This window comes from Planktotalea sp., from assembly GCF_050633725.1.
Classification (GTDB): domain Bacteria; phylum Pseudomonadota; class Alphaproteobacteria; order Rhodobacterales; family Rhodobacteraceae; genus Planktotalea.
In genome coordinates this window covers 17,159-35,846 of sequence record NZ_JBOEHB010000003.1, presented here as the reverse complement: position 1 = coordinate 35,846, position 18,688 = coordinate 17,159, and the positions used below count along the sequence as shown (strand labels likewise).

At 54.2% G+C, this 18,688-nt stretch carries 16 protein-coding genes; 8 read left to right on the top strand and 8 right to left on the bottom strand.

The window, feature by feature from the left end; translation table 11 throughout:
* Positions 1–143: 143 nt before the first annotated feature.
* A complete protein-coding gene (locus tag ACRBCU_RS03790; RefSeq protein WP_431364037.1) occupies positions 144–1,436 on the top strand; it encodes an O-acetylhomoserine aminocarboxypropyltransferase/cysteine synthase family protein in 1,293 nt (430 codons plus the stop codon).
* Positions 1,437–1,484: 48 nt separating this feature from the next.
* On the opposite strand, the gene ACRBCU_RS03785 is transcribed toward ACRBCU_RS03790, so the two are convergent.
* Positions 1,485–2,210, bottom strand: a complete 726-nt coding sequence (locus tag ACRBCU_RS03785) for an SIMPL domain-containing protein (protein ID WP_431364036.1) — start codon at positions 2,208–2,210, stop codon at positions 1,485–1,487.
* Between the two features lie 232 nt (positions 2,211–2,442).
* On the opposite strand from ACRBCU_RS03785, the gene ACRBCU_RS03780 reads away from it, so the two are divergent.
* The 3 genes from ACRBCU_RS03780 to ACRBCU_RS03770 all read left to right on the top strand — a co-directional run bounded on the left by ACRBCU_RS03780 (position 2,443) and on the right by ACRBCU_RS03770 (position 7,469).
* Positions 2,443–4,989, top strand: a complete 2,547-nt coding sequence (locus ACRBCU_RS03780; RefSeq protein ID WP_431364035.1) for a hypothetical protein — start codon at positions 2,443–2,445, stop codon at positions 4,987–4,989.
* 125 nt (positions 4,990–5,114) lie between these two features.
* Complete coding sequence (locus tag ACRBCU_RS03775; RefSeq protein ID WP_431364034.1) at positions 5,115–5,570, top strand: Lrp/AsnC family transcriptional regulator; 456 nt, start codon at positions 5,115–5,117, stop codon at positions 5,568–5,570.
* A gap of 21 nt (positions 5,571–5,591) precedes the next feature.
* Complete coding sequence (locus ACRBCU_RS03770; protein WP_431364033.1) at positions 5,592–7,469, top strand: monovalent cation:proton antiporter-2 (CPA2) family protein; 1,878 nt, start codon at positions 5,592–5,594, stop codon at positions 7,467–7,469.
* Here ACRBCU_RS03770 and cobT read toward each other — a convergent pair.
* Positions 7,466–8,473: a nicotinate-nucleotide--dimethylbenzimidazole phosphoribosyltransferase gene (gene cobT, locus ACRBCU_RS03765; protein ID WP_431364032.1), complete on the bottom strand. Its 1,008-nt coding sequence runs from the start codon at positions 8,471–8,473 to the stop codon at positions 7,466–7,468. The two genes, ACRBCU_RS03770 and cobT, sit on opposite strands and share 4 nt — an antisense overlap.
* 79 nt (positions 8,474–8,552) lie before the next feature.
* On the opposite strand from cobT, the gene cobS reads away from it, so the two are divergent.
* Positions 8,553–9,305, top strand: a complete 753-nt coding sequence (cobS, locus tag ACRBCU_RS03760) for an adenosylcobinamide-GDP ribazoletransferase (protein ID WP_431364031.1) — start codon at positions 8,553–8,555, stop codon at positions 9,303–9,305.
* A 68-nt stretch (positions 9,306–9,373) separates the two neighbouring features.
* Here the strand turns inward: cobS and ACRBCU_RS03755 are convergent, their stop codons facing one another.
* The 5 genes from ACRBCU_RS03755 to ACRBCU_RS03735 all read right to left on the bottom strand — a co-directional run bounded on the left by ACRBCU_RS03755 (position 9,374) and on the right by ACRBCU_RS03735 (position 14,420).
* On the bottom strand, positions 9,374–9,892 hold the full coding sequence (locus tag ACRBCU_RS03755) for a CarD family transcriptional regulator (protein WP_431364030.1): 519 nt from the start codon (positions 9,890–9,892) through the stop codon (positions 9,374–9,376).
* Positions 9,893–10,190: 298 nt separating this feature from the next.
* Positions 10,191–10,529, bottom strand: a complete 339-nt coding sequence (fdxA, locus tag ACRBCU_RS03750) for a ferredoxin FdxA (protein WP_431364029.1) — start codon at positions 10,527–10,529, stop codon at positions 10,191–10,193.
* Between the two features lie 228 nt (positions 10,530–10,757).
* Entirely contained in the window at positions 10,758–11,132 is a 375-nt protein-coding gene (locus tag ACRBCU_RS03745) for an RNA-binding S4 domain-containing protein (RefSeq protein ID WP_431364028.1), read from the bottom strand.
* Entirely contained in the window at positions 11,129–13,852 is a 2,724-nt protein-coding gene (locus tag ACRBCU_RS03740; protein ID WP_431364027.1) for a helicase-related protein, read from the bottom strand. Before ACRBCU_RS03740 ends, ACRBCU_RS03745 begins: the two co-directional genes overlap by 4 nt.
* Before the next feature lie 25 nt (positions 13,853–13,877).
* Positions 13,878–14,420, bottom strand: a complete 543-nt coding sequence (locus ACRBCU_RS03735; protein WP_431364026.1) for a tetratricopeptide repeat protein — start codon at positions 14,418–14,420, stop codon at positions 13,878–13,880.
* Positions 14,421–14,567: 147 nt separating this feature from the next.
* On the opposite strand from ACRBCU_RS03735, the gene ACRBCU_RS03730 reads away from it, so the two are divergent.
* The 3 genes from ACRBCU_RS03730 (at position 14,568) to ACRBCU_RS03720 (ending at position 17,807) form a co-directional block, all read left to right on the top strand.
* A complete protein-coding gene (locus ACRBCU_RS03730) occupies positions 14,568–14,858 on the top strand; it encodes an SCP2 sterol-binding domain-containing protein (protein ID WP_431364025.1) in 291 nt (96 codons plus the stop codon).
* A gap of 18 nt (positions 14,859–14,876) precedes the next feature.
* Positions 14,877–15,809, top strand: a complete 933-nt coding sequence (locus tag ACRBCU_RS03725) for an alpha/beta fold hydrolase (protein WP_431364024.1) — start codon at positions 14,877–14,879, stop codon at positions 15,807–15,809.
* A 168-nt stretch (positions 15,810–15,977) separates the two neighbouring features.
* Positions 15,978–17,807, top strand: a complete 1,830-nt coding sequence (locus ACRBCU_RS03720; RefSeq protein WP_431364023.1) for a M3 family oligoendopeptidase — start codon at positions 15,978–15,980, stop codon at positions 17,805–17,807.
* 98 nt (positions 17,808–17,905) lie between these two features.
* On the opposite strand, the gene ACRBCU_RS03715 is transcribed toward ACRBCU_RS03720, so the two are convergent.
* The gene (locus ACRBCU_RS03715; RefSeq protein WP_431364022.1) at positions 17,906–18,616 is read right to left on the bottom strand and encodes an alpha/beta fold hydrolase; all 711 of its coding nucleotides are present in this window, start codon (positions 18,614–18,616) and stop codon (positions 17,906–17,908) included.
* Positions 18,617–18,688: the final 72 nt, after the last annotated feature.

The following is an 18,688-nucleotide window of genomic DNA, read 5'->3' as shown; positions in this document are numbered from 1 at the left end:
CTCGCAGCGATCATCAGGCAAAACAAGCGTTCCAAATTCTGTCATGTTTCTAAAACTTCGTTCTCATCCCTGAGAGCGTTGTTGTGAGACATGGCGCGTTGACCTATTGCTACTCCCGACACTTTTTATTGGGAGGAAAATTTATGACCGACAGCCCTAGCTATGGCTTTGACACCTTGCAAGTTCACGCGGGTGCCCGCCCAGATCCAGCGACTGGTGCACGCAACACGCCGATTTATCAAACGACAGCATATGTGTTTCGCGACGCCGAGCACGCAGCTGCCCTCTTTAATCTTCAAGAAGTGGGATACATCTATTCCCGCCTGACCAATCCAACGGTCGCCGTTTTGCAAGAACGCATTGCGACGCTTGAGGGTGGCGCTGGCGCTGTTTGCTGCTCATCTGGACATGCTGCGCAGATCATGGCCCTTTTTCCGCTGATGCGTCCGGGTATGAATGTTGTCGCATCCACGCGCGCCTATGGCGGCACGATCACACAGTTCAGCCAGACGATCAAACGATTTGGCTGGGAAGCAAAATTCGTTGATTTCGACGATCTGGACGCTGTGGAAGCGGCTATCGACGAAAACACCCGCGCTGTATTTTGTGAATCTATTGCAAACCCTGGTGGCTACATCACCGACCTTGACGCGATTTCCGCCATTTCCGATGCCGCAGGAATTCCGCTGATCGTTGATAACACATCAGCCACGCCTTATCTGTGCCGCCCATTCGAACACGGCGCGACGCTCGTGGTTCATTCGACCACAAAATACCTGACAGGCAACGGCACCGTAACTGGCGGCTGCGTCGTCGATAGCGGCAAGTTTGACTGGATGGCGTCAGACAAATTCCCGTCGCTCAGCCAGCCCGAACCAGCCTATCATGGCCTGACCTTTGCGGAAACATTCGGCCCGCTGGCCTACACGTTCCACGGCATTGCTATTGGTCTTCGCGATCTTGGCATGACGATGAACCCACAGGCCGCGCACTACACGCTTATGGGGATTGAAACCTTGTCATTGCGCATGGAGCGCCATGTCGAGAATGCCAAAACCGTCGCAAGCTGGCTCGAAGCCAACGAACACGTTGATTATGTCACTTATGCGGGGCTGCCGTCTTCGCCATACAACGATCGCGTGGCAAAGATCTGCCCCAAAGGTGCAGGTGGTCTTTTCACCTTCGCGTTGAAGGCGGGATATGAAGGTTGCGTTAAGCTCGTGAACAACTTGGAGATTTTCTCGCATGTGGCCAACTTGGGCGATTCGCGCTCTTTGGTTATCCACTCTGCCTCAACAACGCACCGCCAACTGTCGCCTGAGCAACAAGAAGCGGCAGGTGCAGGGCCCAATGTCGTGCGTATTTCCATCGGTATCGAAAACGCGGAAGACCTGATCGCTGATCTGGATCAAGCGATCAAAGCGGCCTCCGCTTAAGGTCTTCTTACCGAAATTTAGAGGCCCGGCACTGGTGCCGGGCCTTTTCTATTTCTCGACTATTTCAAAGATTAATTTCACTTGAGCGCTTTCGCTCACTTCGCCCTGAGCGATGGGCACGCCGCCGCTGCGAGCAGACGCCATTTCGCGCATCATCATTGGTTGGCCTACGCTAGAATTCAGGATTTCGGTGATCAAGAAAACTCCGCCTAGCTCTACGCCGGCAGCTTTTGCATAAAGCGCGGCTTTGCGCCTTGCGTCTGCAACAGCAGCTTCGCGCGCTTGATCCAACACAGGTTCGGGATCAATCAAGCCAAATCGAAAGCCCGAAAAGGAATTTGCGCCAACCTGCGTAACCTGATCCAAAACCACCCCCAATTGATCAAGGTCGCGCAAAGTGACCTGCACCGAGCTCGACGCTTCGAACCCAATTGGCGGAACTATTTCGCCATCATCGTAACGGGATGAGTTGCCCCAGACGGGATTCAAATTCAAAGAAGATGTCTGCACATCGGACTTTTCCACGCCCAAATCTGTCATTCTCGATAGAATCGCTGCGACCGCTTGATTGGTTTGCGCAAGCGCATCTGCCGCACTTTTGGCCGTATGACGCGCCCCGAGCGTTATAACCGCTTTGTCGGGCGCGGCGGAAACGCGCGCGTCTCCAATGACTTCGATGGTTCTAGCCGTGCGTAACTGCTCGGCGTGCAAGGGAGCGCCAAAAACAGGAGCAAGTGCGAGGGAAAACAGAAAAAGCCAGTATTTTAAGGGCATTGTAACACCTTTCGTAGATTTTCAACCCAGTCAGACGGGTCGCTTCCGTCAAACTCATACTCTTAAGACGCATCGCAAATGGGAATTCTTGGTGAGAAAACGCTGCAATAAGACGGATAAACTTCCCCGCGCTGATTGGGCAAGACTTCTTTCTCTAGGCAAGAACCTGCTATACTTTGGCAATAGTGCCGCACCACTTTCGCTGCGCACTTGGGGAGACTAAATTACCAGTATGAGACCTAATTTTGCATTGTCGCTTTCGTTCAGCGGGATCCAGTTGTTGCAACGCCAAGCAACAGGTTGGGGGCGCGTGGGTGACGTTGACGTAACAAGTGCCGACCTGAACACCGATCTAGCGGCTTTGCTCGACAAAGCGCGCGCGCTTGGCGGCGGACCTGTTGAAACCAAGCTCATTATTCCTGACGATCAGATCAAATACCTGACGGTAGATGCAAGCGGGCTGGGCAAAGCAGAATTGCAAAGCACTGTTCTAGCGTCCCTAGATGGTGCGACGCCTTATGCCGTCGAAGAATTGGAATTCGATTTCGCGAACCAAGATGGAAATGTGTTCATCGCCGCGGTCGCAAAAGAAACGCTGCAAGAAGCCGAGGCCTTCGCAAATGAATATGGCTTCGCACCCATGGGATATGTCGCCGCGCCAAGCGCAGACAAATTCCCAAATGAGCCGAATTTCGGTGTCAGTGATCTCGCCAAGTCGAAGGGAATTTCAAAGCTCGAGACTGACACAAAGCCTGCCATTGCCACGGGAAATGCGATTGCGGTTCCAGCGCCCAAGCCAGCGGCACCAGTCGTTGCCGCAACACCAACGCCCGTGCCAGAACCAAAGCCCGAAGCAATCACTGCTCCGACACAAGACGTGGCCCCGACGCCGGGCTTCTCTTCTCGCAGAGCCACGCCTAAAGAAACCACCCCGCCCAGCACGCCCCCGCGATTAGAAGGCGCACAGAGAAATGTTGACCCTGTGGCCGTTCCCGCCGCTGGGTTAAACGGGGCAAGCGCAACGCCGCCTGCCCCAGCGCCGTCGCCAGAAATAACTGGCAAATCTGACGCGACCCTAAATGAGACCGAGGTCAACGCGTCGATCGGTGCGTTGCGCCCCGGCGTCGCTGCTGAAGACAACGCAATCGACGATATTCCCGATATGCCAGCGCGGTTTATCAATCCTCCTCAGGCCGCGTCCTTGCATGGCGCAGCAGATGGGGCACCTCATGCTGACCTTCGCGCACCTACCGCGCCAGAGCCGCAGGACCCCACACCGGACGATGCATCGCGGGGTGCAAAGCTTGCTGCAATCGCAGGAACGGCTGGAGCTTCGGCTATGGCTGGCATGCGTGGCCTACTCGCAAAGCGCAAAAAACCAGTTGAGGCACCCGCGACCCCCGAACCCGAGCAAAGCGTTCAGGTGCAAGAGGACCCGCGCGAGGATGAAAAACGTCGCCTTACCGTTTTTGGCGCGCGCAAGCCCAAAGCCAAGAAAGAGCCCATCCCCGTTGGCGGTAAGCCACGCTTTTTGGGGCTAATCCTGACGGCAATTTTGTTGCTCTTCCTTGTATCTGTTGCGGCTTGGGCATCGGTGTTTCTAGACGAAGGACTTGCACGGTTCTTTGGCGGTGCTAATCGGGATCGGGTCATTGCTGAATTGCCCGATCCAAACGCACAACTTGACGCCCAAGAGACCATCGAGGTTGCATCCCTAGAGAGCGGCATTGACGATATTGCGATTGATGATCTGCCAGCAAGCGATGCAGCACTAACCCCGCATGTGCCACCGCCGCCTTTGATCTCTCCCGAAGAAGCGGCTGCAAAATATGCAGCTACGGGAATTTGGTTGGCAACGCCGCGACAACCTCACTCGCCACCGCAGATCAGCTTGGATGATGTTTATCCCGCATCAATCGACAAACGGATCACGGGGCAAGATGCTTTTGCCTTGGCTCCGCTTAGCCAACCCCGCGATGATTTGCCGGGTGGGTTAGTCTCTCCGCCCCCTGCTGGTTCAAATTTTGCATTTGACGAAAACGGCCTCGTCATCGCAACGCCAGAGGGCGTGGTTACACCAGACGGCGCTTTGGTATTTCTGGGGCGCCCTGCGCGTGTTCCCCCAGCAATTCCCGAGCGCCTTCGCCAAGCAGCCCTAACTCCCGACGTAAGCCCCGAAGCAAGCGATGCTGAGACTGTCGAACCAGTGATCGCAGGATTACGCCCGCGTGTGCGCCCAAAAGGTTTGGTTGAGAATACCGAGCGGACCCAACTTGGCGGAATCACGCGGGCAGAGTTGGCAAAGCTGCGGCCCAAAATGCGTCCAAAGCTCGAAAAAGAAGTGGAAGAGGTCGAAACGGCAGAGGCCCCTGCCACGCGCCTCGCGGTCGCAGCTTCGCGCAAGCCTTCCCCGCGCCCCCGCAACTTTGCTCGCATTGTCAAACGTGCGCAAAAGCAAGCTGAACAGGCACCAGCCGCGCAAGCGACACAGGTTGCGGCCGTTGCACCGCGCACGGTCAAACCACGCATTCCGTCAAACGCATCTGTTGCCAAAACAGCCACGGTCAAAAATGCAATCAACCTCAGCCGCGTAAATCTTATCGGCGTTTACGGCAAACCATCTAGCCGACGCGCCTTGGTTCGCTTGTCCAGCGGGCGGTACAAAAAGGTAAAAGTCGGCGATCGCGTTGATGGTGGCCGCGTATCTGCGATAGGGGCGGCTCAATTGATTTACACAAAGAGCGGTCGAAACGTAACGCTGCGCATGCCTAAAGGATAAGGCGCGCGCGTAAGGGCTTTGCTCAAGCCTTTGAAGATGGGCTCTAAACGCCCCCCTTACGGCGCGCACTGTCATAAAGCCTTCGCATAGATCGCCTATATTTGTCGAAAAATGGAACTTCACGCATGCTCGATCAAAACGACAAAAAGCTACTTGCTGCAGTTCAGAAAAATGCCCACCTGACCGCGCAGGAACTCAGCGAGCGGTTAAACATGTCAGCGAGCCAAGTCGGCAGGCGACGCCAAAAGCTCGAAGCAGAAGGTTACATCAGCGCCTATCGCGCGCACCTTGATGCCAGTAAACTCGGCCTTTCTGTTCAGGCCTTTATCCAAGTGCAGCTCGATTCCCACGGCCCAGAGCAAGCAAAAAGCTTTGCCCGCCTCGTTGAGCTACAGCCCGAAGTCACCAGCGCGTGGACGCTCACCGGCGATGCAGACTATTTGTTGCGAATCTATTGCAATGATCTCGCATCGCTCAACAAAATCATCCACGATATCATCCTTCCCCATCCTGCCGTTGGCCGCGTGCATAGCCAGATCGTTATGGATCAAATGAAAAAAGACGCGCCTTTGCCAACGTGACCCAATGAAAGTACCTGCACAATGGAAGGTTTCCTTTTTTCAGCTTCAATCTATCTTGGTGCCGCGGTTCTTGCTGTTCCTCTCGCGGCGCGGTTAGGCCTTGGCTCGGTTCTCGGATACTTGGCCGCTGGTATTCTAATTGGGCCAGTTTTTGGTCTCGTCGGGTCAGAAACCAAAGACCTTCAGCATTTTGCAGAATTTGGTGTCGTTATGATGCTATTCCTGATTGGTCTAGAGCTGGAACCGCGCGCACTTTGGGATATGCGCCACCGACTGATCGGCCTTGGCGGATTACAAATTGCGCTAAGCACAGCTGCCTTTATGGCAGGCTCCATGCTCCTAGGCTTAACGTGGTCGGTCTCGCTCGCGGTTGGTTTGACCTTTGCGTTGTCCTCTACCGCGATCGTTTTGCAAACCCTCAGCGAAAAGGGGTTAATGCGAACCGCCGGCGGGCGATCAACCTTCTCGGTTTTGCTTACTCAAGATATCGCAGTCATTCCAATGCTTGCATTCTTGCCCCTCTTGGCTTTGCCAAAGGTCACGACCCTTAACGCTGATGGATCAATCGAAAGGCATCTAAACGAGCCGCATAAGGGTTCTCATGCGTCCATCAGCTTGGTCGCTGACTTGCCCGGTTGGGGTGTAACGCTTGTCACTTTAGCGGTGATTGCCGCCATCATCCTTGCGGGCGTTTATCTAACCCGCCCTGTGTTTCGCTTCATTCACGCAAGCCACTTACGAGAAATGTTCACCGCTCTTGCCTTGCTGATCGTCGTCGGAATTTCGTTCCTGATGTTGCTCGTTGGCCTTTCACCAGCGCTGGGTGCCTTTCTTGCAGGCGTCGTGCTGGCAAACTCCGAATTCCGCCACGAGCTAGAAACCGACATTGAACCCTTTAAAGGGCTTTTGCTTGGCCTGTTTTTCATCACCGTGGGCGCTGGCATAAACTTCGCCGTCTTAATGCGCGATCCGACCAGCATTATCAGCCTGACGCTCGCAGTCATTTTGATAAAGGGTTTGGTGCTCTTTTTCCTGTCACGCGCGTTCAAAATGCATGGGCGAGACCGCTGGCTTTTCACCTTGGGTTTGGCGCAAGCGGGTGAGTTTGGCTTTGTTTTAACCGCCTTTTCCGTTGCGCAGAACGTTATCCCAACAGCCCTGTCAGAACGAATTTATCTCATCATTGCGCTGTCGATGCTGGTCACTCCACTTCTTTTCATTCTGATGGACATTGTAAGCAAACTCAGCCGATCAAACGCACAAGATATCATTCACGACGAGATTGACGAAGATGGGCCAGTTATCATTGCTGGCGTTGGTCGATTTGGCCAAATCGTCAACAGACTGGTCGGATCAGCTGGGTTCAAAACTGTTGTTATTGATAATGACATCAAAACGATTGATTTGATGCGCCGCTTTGGCTTCAAAGGCTTCTTCGGTGATCCAACCCGCCCTGACATGCTTCGAGCGGCAGGGCTTGCTGATGCGCGGGTTTTGGTTGTTGCGCTCGATGATCCTGCGGCGACCTTGAAACTTGTTGGCTACGCTCGAAAAGAACGCCCCGACCTTCACATTATCGCGCGCGCGCAAGATCGAAGCGACGTGTTTCGCCTTTTCCGCGCGGGCGCAGACGACATTGTGCGTGAAATGTTCGACAGCTCCCTTCGCGCAGGTCGGTATGTTCTTGAAAACATCGGCCTGTCTGAATTTGAAGCTGCTGAGGCTGAAAAAACATTCTACGCGCATGACCGCCATGCCATTCGCGAGCTGGCGCAGGTTTGGGATCCAGACAAAACCTCTGGCGAGAACCAAGCCTATATTGCGCGCGCCAAAGAGCTAGAGCGAGACCTAGAGGCCTCGCTCTTGAACTTGCTCGAACCGCGTCGTGACAGAAATTAACCTGCGGCAACGCCTGCTTCTGCGAAGGTCGCCATTCCAGAATGGCATTCAACAGCAGCGACAAGAACATTGATCGCAAGTGTCGCGCCAGAGCCTTCGCCTAAGCGCATATTAAGCGCGAGCAGCGGATTTTTATTAAGCGCGGCAAGCAGTTTTCCGTGTGCGCCCTCTTGGCTAAGATGCCCGGCAACCACGTGATCCAGAGCGCCATCTTGCGCCTGAGCAAGACACGCCGCGGCGGCAGAACAGATGAAACCATCCAAGATAACGGGAATGCGTTTGGCGCGCGCAGAGGCTATCGCGCCAGCCATCGCGGCCAATTCGCGCCCACCAAGGCAGCGCAAAACCTCAAGCGCATCTTCGCTCGCATGACGCGCAACGCCTTCGGCAACAACGCGGGTCTTTACGCTAAGGCCCGCATCATCAATACCAGTGCCGCGGCCAGTCCAATCGCTTGCCTCACCGCCGAACAGAGCATTTGCGATCGCCGCAGCAGAGGTTGTGTTGCCAATGCCCATTTCGCCAACCACCAAGACTTCTGAATCAGCATCAACCGCATTCCAGCCTGTTGTCAGCGCAGCAACCACTTCAGCTTCGCTCATTGCTGCGTTTTGGGTGAAATCGGCTGTCGGTGTGTCCAGATCAAGCGCGTGAACTGACATTTCAGCGCCAGCAACGCGGCTCAACTGGTTCACAGCCGCGCCGCCATGCTGAAAATTCGCAACCATTTGAACGGTAACTTCTGGCGGGAAAGCCGACACGCCCTGCGCCGTTACGCCGTGATTGCCAGCAAAAACGATCACTTGGCGCTTGCCCACACGTGGCTGATCGCTCCCGCGCCAACCTGCGTACCAAATTGCGAGATCTTCGAGGCGGCCCAATGCACCAGGTGGTTTCGTCAATTGACCATTGCGCGCCTCAGCGCCTTCAAGCGCTTGGCTATCAGGAGCAGGCATTTGTGCGAGCAATGCGCGAAACTCTGACAAGGAAGAAAATGCGGCCATGTTGAGGACTTTCATTGTAAGAAAAGTTGCATCCGTGTTTAACGAAACCCTAAGGCGCGACAAGGTAGGAATGACCCCTTTGACACCTCAAAACGACCTCTTTCGCGATCCAGCGCTTGCGCTGTCGCTTTTAACGCGATTGCCGATCAAGCTTGGCGAGGCTGACTATGATCGCGCGGCGCAGGCCGCTTGGGCCTATTCTGTAGTTGGCATAGTCACTGGCGCCTTGTCTTGCTTCGCCGTTGGCGTTGCCTTTTGGTTAGGATTGCCGATCTGGGTCGCCGCAGTTTTCGCTATAGCGGCGGGCCTTATTGCAACGGGCGCGATGCACGAAGACGGGCTTGCTGATTGCGCCGATGGGTTCTGGGGGGGATGGGACCCCGCCATGCGTCTGAAGATCATGCAAGACAGCCAAATCGGCACCTACGGCGTGCTCGCTCTTTTGGTGTTTCAGGCTTTGCGGTTCGGCGCGGTCGTTGAGATTTTGCGTTTTGACAATTGGATATTGCCTCTTATCGCTGTGCATGTTGCCTCGCGCGCCCTAATGCCAGCCATCATGAATGCTCTGCCTCATGCGCGCGAAACGGGGCTGTCACGATCTGTGGGAAAAGTGTCAAAGCAGGCCGCGCTCAAAGCCGCTGCAATCGGCCTGATCGCACTTCTACTTGCCTTTGGTGTCAGTGGGTTGGCTTTCGCCGCAATGGCCGCCCTTGCCAGCTTTGGCTGTGCTAGATTGGCGCTTTCGAAGATTGGTGGACAAACAGGTGATGTTTGCGGAGCGAGCCAACAAGTTACTGAAGTTACACTTCTTTTATGCTTTATGGCGGGATAATTCAGACATAGAAAAACCGCGCCTCCTCCCAAAAGCGCGGTTTTTCGTTCTCCCAGACGCAGCTACGCTTATGCAGCAGCAGGTGCGCGGGATGTTAGAACGTCAGAAATCTGGCGCGCTGCGCCATCTTCATCGCCAGCTTGAACCGCTCCGACTTCTCGTGTCAGACGCTCAAGCGCGGCTTCATAAAGCTGACGCTCTGAATAGCTTTGCTCGCGCTGATCATCAGTGCGATGCAAATCTCGGACAACTTCGGCAATCGCGATAAGATCACCAGAGTTAATCTTTTGCTCGTATTCTTGCGCGCGGCGTGACCACATCGCGCGTTTGACTTTCGCTTTGCCTTTCAGCGTTTTCATCGCGTGAGCGACTTCATCAGGCGAGCTAAGCGAGCGCATACCAATTTCGATGGCCTTATGCGTTGGAACGCGCAACGTCATTTTGTCTTTCTCAAAGGCAATCACGTATAGCTCAAGTTTGACGTCTGCGATCTCTTGCTCTTCGACGGAAACAACTTTTCCAACGCCATGCGCCGGATACACAACAAATTCATTGGTGCGAAAATCAAGGTTCTTTGACTTACTCATTCAGGTGTTCCTCACCAGTCATTGGATTGCATGGCACAACAAATAATCGCGCAGGCAAAAGGCCAGCGCGATACGCTTCGTTCGAATAGGTCTATTTCGCAGATGTGCAGAAACAGATTTGTGTCAGGCAATCATTCATCATCTACCGCACTCAATAGCACAAAAAACCTAACTTCGCTAGTAGGCGCCACAAAATTGCTTCGAATTCTCTCTCGGCTCGAAAAAGGAGAAGGATCAAAAGCAAAAAAGGTGCCTCAAATGGCACCTTCTTCAAAATTACAATAATTGATTCGGCGGCTTATCCGCCCTCGCCCGGCTTTTCTGAGAAGTATTTCTCTAGCTTGCCTTCTTCACCGTCGCGCTCTTCCGCGTCAGGGAGCTGGTCTTTCTTGGTGATAATAACCGGCCACATTTCGGAATATTTGCGATTGAATTCGACCCATTTCTCCATGTCCGGCTCGGTATCTGGGCGGATCGCGTCAGCGGGGCATTCAGGTTCACAAACACCGCAATCGATGCACTCATCAGGGTGAATTACCAACATATTCTCACCCTCGTAGAAGCAATCTACAGGGCAAACTTCAACGCAGTCAGTGTATTTGCAGGCGATGCATGCATCGTTGACAATATAGGTCATGGAACGTGCCTCAAGTGGAGTTGCCGATTAGCTAGTGCAAGCGGAGAGATCATTCAAGCGCCACGACGTTCATAAGATCAAAGTCGCGACGTTTGGGCATAGATAGGTGGAGTTTTCCACAGCTTTGGTGATTTTTAGAACATTGATCGCTGCTTTATGCCGTGACCTAAAAATTGTTTGTACACAACTGAAATGAGCTTCGTTGCGACCTTTCAGAACGGCGCGCCGTTACTCGATCTCGCCGCGCTTGATTTGTTGACCGATCCGCCGCTCTGCTTTGCTGGGTCGACCGCCTCGCTCCGCTAAGGGCTTGCCCAAATCGCGCGGCTCGGGCGGGCTTAGGTCGGTATAGAGCGTTTGTGCTTCCGAAGCGGGGCCACGGCGCGTTCCAATGCCATCGATTTGGATAACTCGAATGTGGTTGCCTTGGGGGAATGTCAGCACATCCCCAACTTTTACCGTGGTGGATGCTTTAAAGACTTTGTCGCTGTTCACTCGTAGATGGCTGCCAGTGATAAGCTTGGCTGACAGGCTACGGGTCTTAAAGAACCGCGCCTGCCAGAGCCATTTGTCTGCGCGCAGCTTTGCAGCTGCTTCGCTCACTTCTTTGCAAGACCCGCGAGCGCTGCCGCGAACGGGTTATCAGGGTCGATTTTTTTCTCGGCCTTTGGTGGGCGGGCAGAGTAGTTCTGCGCTTTGTTGCCCCCCTGCGGCTTGCCGCGTGGCTTGCCTTTGCCTTTGGGTGCGCCGCCTTGCTTGCGTGGACGACTGTCCGCATGTTTCTGCTGACGCGCACGACCCCAAGTGAAGGTATAGAACACCTCCATTTCAGCAGGTTCTTCTGCTTTCGGTTCTTCGGTAGCAGTCGCTTCTTCAACCTTTGGTTCTTCAGTTGGTGCTTCCGCGTCTGGCGTTTCGGCCTTTGGCTCTGCAACAGGAACCGCTTTGACCTTTTCACGTTCGCCCTTTTCGGCTTTATAACCAAGGCCTTGCATAAGATCGGCGAATTGCTCTAGCGTCATACCCGTGATGGAGAGCATGTCGGCTTTGGCTTCGAAACCGCCGCGGCTATCCTCAGAGCGGAGCATATCCGCAAGGCGCTCAAGCATGTCGATGCGGATCGCGCGGCTGCCTGCGGCGCGATAACCCGACATGAGGTGATACCCGTTCGGCGCATGCTCAACGCTTGGCACAGTGACCAAACCGGGGGGCGGCGCTTCGGGAAACTCTTGATGATCAGCTGCCAAGGACCAAAGCACGAGACGCAAACGCGTTGGCGCAGGCTTTAGTAGCAAAGGCATAAAGATGGTGAACTGACCAAAACGAATGCCATGTTTGCGCAACGCGCCGCGTGCATCCTGATCGAGCGCTTTGACGTCTTCGGCAACGTCCGAGCGCGCGATAAGGCCAAGCCCTTCGATCAGGCGGAAGCCAAAGCCACGCGCCATGCCAGTCAGCGTTTCGTCCTTTTGCAGGTTCAGCAAAGGCTCCATATGCAGCGCGACCTTGCGATCAATGAAATGCTGCAAACGGCGCGTGACCTTTTCAATCACATCTGTGCCTGCTTCTTCGTCAACAAAGGCTTGGACCTGAGGTTTCAGAGCATCAGCGCCTGCAATCAATTTACCAACCGCGTATTCGCCCCACATGAGGCCGCCTTGCTCTGTGAAATCAATCTCAGTGTCAGGGGCGTTATAAAACCGGTCTGCGCGCAAATGGAAATGCGGCGTCAGAGCGGCGACAGATGCGGCGCGCAATGTCTTTTCTTCGTTCCCGCTCGCGGATTTATCCTGCGAGAAACGGAAACCTTCCAAACGACCCACGAATTCACCTTCGACGGTCACTTCACCTTTATCGTTTACTTCGGCCAAAAGGGCCTCCTTCTGTTTGAGCCGGCGCAAAAGCACGGATGTGCGCCGGTCCACAAATCTTTGGGTCAAACGCTCGTGCAGCGCATCTGACAAGCGGTCTTCTACAGCGCGAGTCTGTGAACGCCAATCATTTTCGTCATTTGTCCAACCGGAACGCTGCGCGACATATGTCCACGTGCGGATAAAAGCCAAACGTTTCGATAATGTGTCAATATCCCCGTCTGTGCGATCAATGCGTTTGATCTGACGCGCGAGCCAATCATCTGGGATACGGCCCGATTGGTGTAAAAAGTTGAAAATGACCTCAAGAAGGTTGGCATGTTCGGAATGGCTGATGCCGCGAAAATCTGGGATGCAGCATACATCCCAGAGCAATTGAACCGAGGCCGCATCGCTCGCGCGGGCGGCGACTTCGGCTTCTGCAGCAAGTGTTTTCAGCACGCGGAGATCATCAGCTTCGCGGGATTTCACCAGACGGTCGTCGTGGCTTGGCTGTTCAAGCGAGGCAATGAGCGCATCCAGCCGCGCCATTTGCAGTTTGGGATTACGCCATTGCAATTTGCCAACGGGCTGGAAGCGATGTTCGGTAATCGCGCGGGCAAGGTCATCGTGCAGCGGCGGGGCTTCGCCCGTCACGCCAAACGTGCCCGGCTTCATGCCGCGCCCAGCGCGCCCTGCGATCTGCGCGAGTTCATGCGCCATGAGCGGGCGCATGCGTTGGCCGTCAAATTTCGAGAGCGATGAAAAGGCGATGTGGTCAATATCAAGGTTAAGCCCCATGCCAATCGCATCTGTGGCGACGAGAAAATCCACGTCGCCATTTTGATACATTTCCACCTGCGCGTTGCGCGTGCGCGGTGACAAGGCCCCCATGACAACCGCAGCCCCGCCCTTTTGGCGGCGGATCAGCTCGGCGATCGCATAAACGTTTTCTACCGAGAACCCGACAATTGCGCTGCGCGGCCGCATGCGCGAGACCTTTTTGGCACCCGCGTAGGCAAGCTGGCTCATACGTTCACGCGAAACGAACTGAACATCCGGGATCAGGGATGCAATCGGCCCCCGCATCGTGTCCGACCCCATAAAGAGTGTCTCGTGCAAGCCGCGCGCGCTTAGCAGTCTTTGGGTAAATACGTGCCCGCGCTCGGGATCTTCACACAATTGAATTTCATCGACCGCGAGAAAATCCGCCCCCATGCCTTGCGGCATCGCTTCAACAGTACAAACCCAATATTGCGTGCGCGGCGGCACGATCCGCTCTTCACCCGTCACCAGCGCCACAACTGATGGGCCGCGTATCGCAACGATACGATCATAGACTTCGCGGGCAAGAAGGCGCAAAGGCAGGCCGATAACGCCCGTGCGATGCCCCAACATGCGCTCAATCGCGTAAGTGGTTTTGCCTGTATTGGTCGGCCCAAGAACCGCAATGATGCGTGACTGCGCGCTCATATTTTGCCCTTTAACACCAAGCCCGTTACAGCGCTGGACCTTTTACCTTTGGCTCAAGGCGCTTCATCGCTTCGAGTACGTCCGCATGATGCGGATGTATAGCGATAACTTGCTCATAGACTTCGTAAGCGCGGGTTTGATCACCCAATTGTTCAAAAATGGCACCCAAACCTTGAATTGCCTCAAAATGATTCGGGTTAAGCGCCAACACACGTGCGAGATCTTCTAACGCAGGGCCGTATAGCTTTTCTTGATAGTAGGCACTTGCGCGCATGTGCCAACCTTCCGCAAACTCGGGCGCGTGATCCGTTAGCGCAGTTAGGTGCTCGATCGCGACTTTCGGCTTTTTCGCCTTGAGCGCATCGCGCCCCCGTTTAAGCAATAAATCAGCAGATGCAGACCCAGAACGCGACCAAGCGCGGCTCAGATCGCGGGCAATTTTTGAAGCCTCAGACGCTTCTGCATCGCGCAATTGTTCAAGTAAAAGGGCCGCGTCGATCTCTGCTTCGTTGCGGGTTGGACTCTCTTGCGCTTCGCTTTTTGAAGCGAAAGGTATGGAATACACCACTAGTGCACAAAGTAGCGCAGCGATAAGCTTACGTAACTCTGCCGCAAGGTCAAGTTTGCGAGTCGGGAAAAACGCTCTCATATATTGGAGTGTAGCGCAGTTTTGGCGAGATGCCAGATGCGACAAGATAACAAAGCGGAGAGTGAAATGAGCGACATTATCAATACAGCGGTTACGGCCCTGAACGAAAAGCTTGCTGGCGCAGATTTTGACGGCAGTGCAAAGTTTGAAATCGAAGGCGAAGGTGCTGTTCGCATTGATGCCGATGGCGCATCAGCTTCAGACGACGATGCCGATGTAACCCTCACAGCGGATGCGGAAACCTTTCAGGCCATCTTGGAAGGTGAACTAAATTCTACCGCGGCTTTCATGTCAGGCAAACTTGCAGTTGACGGCGACATGGGTACGGCTATGAAATTGGGCGCAGTGCTTAGTTAACCTAGTGGACAGTAACGAATGACAGACGCGCCATATCATGCAGAAATTTGCAATGACCCTTCGAGTGGCTATGCGCTTTGGCGCACAGCTTCGGATGGGGTGCGTCTGCGTATCGGTCTTTGGCCCTTAGAGGGGGCGACAAAAACTGTGTTGATCTTTACCGGCCGCACAGAGTTCATCGAAAAATACGCACATATTGCGCTGGAACTCCAAGCTGCTGGCTATGCCGTTGCCAGTCTTGATTGGCGCGGCCAAGGTCTGTCTGACCGTTTGATCGACAACCGCTATCGCGGGCATGTCGGCAGCTTTTCTGACTATCAAAACGATGTTCAGGTGCTGCTGGACACTTTGAGGCAAGAAGGCTTGCCTGCGCCTCACGCGATGATCGGGCACTCGATGGGGGGCTGCATCGGCCTGCGCGCTCTTCTCAATGGGCTGCCTGTGAAAGGCGCTGTTTTCTCGGCCCCAATGTGGGGCATCGAAATGTCACCTGCCTTGCGACCTGCTGCTTGGGCCTTGTCGCGACTGGCGGCTTTGATCGGCAAAGGGACAGTGCTCGCGCCTGGAACAAACGAGCGTAGCTTTCTGTTAACCGATCCGTTTGAAGACAACACATTGACGCGCGATGCCGAAATGTGGGCGATGATGGGAACGCAAGTCAAAGCCGTGCCAGAGCTTGAACTAGGTGGCCCAAGTTTGGATTGGGCCCGCGAGGCCATGAAAGAATGCGCTGATCTGATGCGCACAAACGCTCCAGATGTCCCCGCGCTGACCTTCCTTGGTGACAACGAGCGCATTGTTCGACCCGCCTCAATCTATCAAAAAATGACCGCTTGGCCTAATGGAAACCTAGTGGTCCTGCCCGATGGTGAACATGAGGGCTTTATGGAAGGTCCGGAAAAACGCGCACTCATGATGACGCAAACGATAGAGTATCTTAACGCGCTCTAGCGGCGCGAGCAGGCCCGGTCGATCACCGACGCAAAGAAAGCCTTTTAAGCTCTTCAAGCACGTAGGCGCGAGTACCTGTGCCAGCGCCTTCATTTCTCTACGCTTTACGGGTTTCAACTCAGCAGTAGGGTGCATAGGTTAGCACCCAAAGAGATATGAGGTTTTTCGATGCTCCACCTGCCCTTCCCAACCCTTAAGCCTTTGCGAGATGCGAACCCTAGCAACGGCACAGACAATCTAGGCGATCTGCCAGAGTGGGATTTAAGCGACCTATATACAGGCGAAGATGCACCCGAATTGAAACGTGATTTGGATTGGCTGGAAGAAGCATGCGCAAGTTTTGCGCGCGACTTTGAAGGTAAATTGGCCGAATTGGACGCCGCTGGGCTTTTGGATTGTGTGCTGCGCAACGAGCGGATCAACAGCATCGCAGGTCGCATCATGTCCTTTGCTGGTCTTCGGTATTATCAACTCACCACTGACGCTGAACGTGCAAAGTTCATGTCGGACATGCAGGAAAGCATTACGAATTTCACGACCCCGCTGGTGTTTTTCACACTTGAATTGAACCGCTTGGAAGACGCCAACCTAGAAGAGCTGTTTGCCCAGAATTCTGATCTGGCACGCTACAAGCCTGTGTTCGATCGCATTCGCGCTATGAAGCCCTATCAACTTAGCGATGAGCTTGAGAAGTTCTTGCATGACCTCGGGGTCGTTGGGGATGCTTGGGAACGCTTGTTTGACGAAACGATTGCCGGTCTTAGTTTTGAGGTCGATGGTCAAACATTGAATATCGAAGGCACGTTGAACCTATTGACCGAGCAGGATCGCTCCAAACGCGAAGCGGCCAGCCGCGAAGTCGCAAAGGTTCTTGGCGAAAACATCAAAACCTTCGCGCGGGTCCACAACACGCAAGCCAAGGAAAAAGAGATCATTGATCGCTGGCGCGGCATGGAAACGCCCCAGATCGGGCGTCATTTGTCTAACCACGTCGAACCTGAAGTCGTCGAGGCACTGCGCACCGCTGTTGTCGAAGCCTACCCAAAGCTAAGCCATCGTTATTATGAAATGAAGCGTAATTGGCTTGGACTTGATCGCATGCAGGTCTGGGATCGAAACGCCCCTCTCCCAATGGAAGACACTAAGGTCGTCGCATGGGATGACGCGGAAAAAACCGTGATGGACGCCTATAACGCGTTTGATCCACGTATGGGCGAGATCGCCAAACCATTCTTCAAAGACGGCTGGATTGATGCAGGTGTGAAGCCGGGCAAAGCGCCGGGTGCTTTTGCGCATCCGACAGTTACAGATGTTCATCCCTATGTGATGCTCAACTACCTCGGAAAACCGCGCGATGTGATGACATTGGCACACGAATTAGGTCACGGCGTGCATCAGGTTCTGGCAGCAGGGCAAGGCGAAATGCTGTCCTCAACGCCGCTGACCTTGGCCGAAACGGCCAGTGTCTTTGGTGAAATGCTCACGTTCCAAAAAATGTTGGAAAAGGCCGAAACCCAAGCAGAGCGCAAAATCCTGCTCGCGGGTAAGGTCGAGGACATGATTAACACGGTTGTGCGCCAGATCGCTTTTTATGATTTTGAATGCAAACTTCACGAAGCCCGCCGTAGCGGCGAGCTTACCCCCGAAGACATCAACGCCCTTTGGATGAGTGTTCAAGCAGAAAGCCTCGGTCCCTGCTTTGACTTCATGGAAGGCTATGAGACCTTCTGGGCCTATATCCCACACTTCGTCCACTCCCCGTTTTACGTTTATGCCTATGCGTTTGGCGATGGCCTCGTGAACGCGCTTTATGCGGTCTACCGAGAAGGTGGAGAGGGTTTTGAAGAGAAGTATTTCGACATGCTCAAAGCTGGCGGGTCCAAGCACCACAAAGAACTGCTTGCCCCATTTGGCCTTGATGCGTCTGACCCCAAGTTCTGGGATAAAGGTTTGTCAATGATTTCTGATATGATCGACGAACTCGAGGCGATGGATTAAACTCGACCTAAATCGTTGATCAAACTATAAAAGTCGCGCTGATTGAACGCAGCGCGGCTTTTTTCTTGAGCAATTCAGCCGAATTTTCGCTCAACACATCATTGCAGCACGTAGGGCTGCGCCAGCCATTCGTAAATCGCTTCTGTCGTTGCGCCCGGGTTCTCCAAAGTTGGCAGGTGCCCAGCATTCGAGATCACGCGCAATTCAGCGTAGGGGATCAACTCAGCCATAAAACTGTGCCGTTTGACAGGGCAAAGCGTGTCATGTTCGCCGCATAAGACCAGCGCGGGCACTTTGCAGCGTCGCAACGTAGATTGCTGATCGCGCCGCCGTTGCAAGGCGCGGGACTGGCGCACAAACACCTCTGGCCCCAACGCCATTGCCATATCCATCACAAGGTTCAACACATCAACGCGCTGCGGACCCGGAGCAAGGTAATTTGGCTTCATCTCATCACGCATGACATCTTCCAGACGTCCTGAACGCGCACCAATAATCTGAGACTCGCGCGACGCTGCAACCTGAGGAACTTCGTGCAGCGGATTTGTGTCCATCAGCGCAATTCGAGTAATTCGCTCTGGCGCGCGGCGCAGGATTTCCATAGCGACAATCCCGCCCATAGAAAGACCAGCCAGTGCAAATTTCGCAGGCAAAATATCAAGAAGTTCTGATGCGATTTCTTCAATGCGCTCGCCTTGCGAAATCGGGGCGCAGGTCACTGCGCGAAAGGCTGAAAGCTCGGCAATCTGAGGGCCAAACAGCCGCGCATCACACATCATGCCCGGAAGAAAAACAACAGGTTCGTTCATCAAAAAGACCTCAGTTAAGCGCGAACAAGACGGCGCGCTTTTCCAAATCTGCATTCCCAGCTTCGGCCCGAA